Origin of the sequence: Aestuariivirga sp., assembly GCF_044239095.1 — a bacterium.
GTDB lineage: Bacteria > Pseudomonadota > Alphaproteobacteria > Rhizobiales > Aestuariivirgaceae > Aestuariivirga.
Genome location: NZ_JBIICB010000366.1, coordinates 1 through 3356, shown reverse-complemented (window position 1 = coordinate 3356; position 3356 = coordinate 1). Strand labels below are relative to the sequence as shown.

The window sequence follows — 3356 nt, the reverse complement described above, 5'->3', positions numbered from 1 at the left end:
GCGGCGCGGGCCATGGCGATGTCATAGCTCGTGTCACCGATCATGATGGCAGCGGCGGGGTCGAGGCCCGTCTCCGCCAGGGCGGTGACGATCATCGAGGGATGGGGCTTCGAGGGGTGGTCGTCGGAGGTCTGAACCGTCACGAACCAGCCCTGATAGCCATGCTTCTCGATCAGATGGGCGGCGCCGCGGCGTGACTTGCCGGTGGCGATGCCGAGCAGAACATCGTCCCGCGCGCGGAGTTTCGCCAGCAGGTCATGGGCGCCTTCGAACAGCTCCTCGGTGTGGTTGCCCGCGGCGCGCAAGTCCCAGAAAGCCTGCTTGTAGGCGGCCCCCAGACGCTCATGCTTGGCGTGGTCTTCCTCCGGCGCAAGCACCCGCATCGACTCCAAGAGCGAGAGGCCGACGATGGACATCATCGCCGTGCGGTCCGGCGGGGTGAGGCCTTCCGCCGTGAAGGCGCGGGTGAGCGAAGCGGCGATCATGGTGGCGGAGTCGACCAGCGTGCCGTCAACGTCGAAGATGGCGAGCTTCATCCCTCGCCCTCGCTGAAGCGGCTGGCGTCGAAGCCCAGCATGCCAAAGCTCTTCAGCATGTGGTCCGGCAGGGGCGCGGTAATGTCGATCGTGCCCTCGCGCGGATGCGGGAAGATGATGCGGCGGGCGTGGAGGTGCAGCTTGCGGTCCATGCCCTCCGGCAGATCTTCAAGACCGCCATATTTCTCATCGCCCATGATCGGGGTGCCGATATGGGCCATGTGGGCGCGGAGCTGGTGCTGGCGGCCGGTGACGGGCTTCAACGACACCCAGGAGGCCACCGGCGGGGCCTTGTCGATGATGGAATAGAAGGTGACGGCGCGCTGCTCGTCATCCTCCTCACCTTCACGCGAGGCGCGCATGCGGTCTCCCTCCGGGCCCTTGGCCTTGATGAGGGCAACCTCGATGCGGCCCTGGGCGGGCTTCGGGACACCCTTGACGAGGGCCCAGTAGGTTTTCTTCACGGCGCGGGTGACGAAGAGCTTGCCGAGGGCGGACGCAATGGAGCGGCGCTTGGCAATGACGATGACGCCTGACGTATCCCGGTCAAGCCGGTGGACGAGCAAGGGGCGCTCGCCCAGTTCCACGCCCAAGCCCATCAGCAACCCATCGAGGTGGTGATGCGTCTTGGAGCCGCCCTGCACGGCGAAGCCTGAAGGCTTGTTCAGCACGAAGATGTCCCGGTCCTCATGGATCACCATCGAGTCGAACAGGCGGCGCTCCTGCGGGGAGAGCGGCTTCACCTCGCTCTTGGGCAGGTCGGCGGGGCGGGTGTCGAAAGCGAGCGGCGGCACGCGGATTTCCTGCTCGGCCTCGAGCCGCGTATTGGTCTTGGCGCGGGCACCGCCAACACGCACCTGGCCGGTGCGGGTGAGCTTGTTCAAATAGGCGAAGGTCACCTGCGGAAAGTGGACCTTGAACCAGCGGTCCAGCCGCATGCCGGCTTCATCCGCCGTCACCACATGGCGCTTGACCTCATTCATGGCGCGAGCGTGCGCATCAGATGCAGCCCTGCGAAGACGGCCGCAATCGAAAGCAGCACCGAGGCCGCCACATAGGCGCCCGCCGCGAGCATCGCCTTGCGCTCCACAAGAAGCACCACGTCGAGCGAGAAGGCGGAGAAGGTGGTGAAGCCGCCGAGGATGCCGGTGGTGAGGAAGGCCCGCGCCTCCGGGCTCAGGTTCAGCTTCTGCGCCATGAGGCCGGTGAGCAGGCCCATGATGAAGCATCCCACGACGTTGACGATCAGCGTATGCCAGGGAAACTCCGTTCCGAGGACGCGGCCCGACCAGACGTTGACGCCATAGCGTGCCGCAGCACCAATGCCGCCGCCGAGCGCGACCCACAGAACGATCATATGCCTTGCGGCGCCTTTCCCGCTGTCATGGCGCCGGGAGTAACGGCCAGACCTGCCCAAGTCAATGCAGCAAACCCGCCCCTGCCTGCGGGGGCGGGACGGGTTTGCCATGGGCGTGATCGGCAAGGTTGATGCAGTGACTTTACTCACACCCTTTGAGAGATTTTCGCTACAGCCAGCCTTTCCGCTTGAAGTAGAGGAAGGGCAGGATGGCCGAGAAGATCATCAGCACGATCGCGAAGGGATAGCCCAGAACCCATTTGAGCTCCGGCATGACCTCGAAGTTCATGCCGTAGATGGAGGCCACCAGCGTGGGCGGCAGGAAGACGACGGCGGCGACCGAGAAGATCTTGATGATGCCGTTCTGCTCGATGGAGATGAGGCCCAGCACGGCGTCCAGCAGGAAGCTGATCTTGCCATTGAGGAAGGTGGCATGGTCGGTCAGCGAGACGATGTCGCGCTGCAGGGTCTTGATGCGGACCTTGCTCTCCTTCAGCTCCTTGTTGTCGCGCATCTGGTCGGTGATGGCCTGCATGAAGGCGACGATGCGGCCGATGGAAACCAGGCTTTCGCGCATCTTGGAGACGAAGTCCCCCTCCTCGCCGATGTTCTCGATCAGCTCCTGCAGGTTCACCCCGCGGCGCGGGTTCGGCTTGTGGATGCCGGAGAGCTGGCGCTTGGCGCCGAAGGTCTTCTTCGAGGTCTCATCCACGATCTGGCCGGCGCGCTCCAGATGGTCAGCCGCACGATCCACCACCGCTTCGAGAAGGGAAATGAGGATGCCCCAGCCGGTCATGGAGGTGGACTGGGGCTTCATCGCCCGCTTCACATAGGCCGGGAAAGCCTGCGGGTGGTGATAGCGGATGGTGATCAAGGTGTTATCCTTGATGATAAAGGTGACGGGCGAGGATTCGGGCTCGTCATGGTCGCCGCGGCGGATAAGGTTCGCCGTCATGAAGGCCGCGCCATCCTCCTGGTAGAGCCGGGAGGAGGCCTCGATCTCGGCCAGCTCTTCGCGTGTGGGGATGTCGATGCCGAGTGCGGCCTCAACGGCGGCTTCCTCCTCCGCCGTGGGCTCGACGAGATCCAGCCAGACACAGTCGGGCGGGACCGCGGGGGAGGCCGCGGCCTCGAATTCCGTCAGGCAGCCATTGGCCGCTCCATAGGCAGTGAGCATCGGCGGACTCGCGAGGTGGTTACGGGGGTTGCTGGCTTCTCCGTAACCCCGGGGCGCGGGAATGGCAAGGCTGGCAGGACGCGTGCGCTTTTCATTCCTCTCCCCCACCGGGGGAGAGGGAAGGGTGAGGGGGTCTGTCCGCGCGTGGGATCGTTGAAGTGAGGTGCTGGCCGGGCTTTGCATAGTTTCTGGTTCGGGACTCGCTGACGCACCCCCTCACCCCTGCCCTCTCCCCCTGCGGGGGCGAGGGGGTGTTATGTCCAGTCCAGCACCACCTTGCCGCAGC

4 protein-coding genes are annotated in these 3356 nt (G+C 65.0%); all 4 read right to left on the bottom strand.

Annotation, left to right across the window (positions count from 1 at the left end; all coding sequences use genetic code 11):
* Positions 1-536, bottom strand: a 536-nt coding sequence (locus ACILRA_RS21260; protein ID WP_395664047.1) for an HAD-IA family hydrolase, incomplete at its 3' end; no start/stop codon positions are given.
* Positions 533-1519: an RluA family pseudouridine synthase gene (locus ACILRA_RS21255; RefSeq protein WP_395664046.1), complete on the bottom strand. Its 987-nt coding sequence runs from the start codon at positions 1517-1519 to the stop codon at positions 533-535. The genes ACILRA_RS21255 and ACILRA_RS21260, both read right to left, overlap by 4 nt.
* Positions 1516-1893 carry a fluoride efflux transporter CrcB gene (gene crcB / locus ACILRA_RS21250; RefSeq protein WP_395664045.1) on the bottom strand — a complete coding sequence of 126 codons (378 nt, stop codon included), beginning with the start codon at positions 1891-1893 and terminating at the stop codon, positions 1516-1518. The genes ACILRA_RS21255 and crcB overlap by 4 nt, the downstream gene beginning before the upstream one ends.
* Positions 1894-2062: 169 nt before the next feature.
* Positions 2063-3070 (bottom strand): magnesium transporter CorA family protein, encoded by a 1008-nt coding sequence (locus tag ACILRA_RS21245; protein ID WP_395664044.1) that lies wholly within the window; start codon positions 3068-3070, stop codon positions 2063-2065.
* Positions 3071-3356 lie beyond the last annotated feature (286 nt).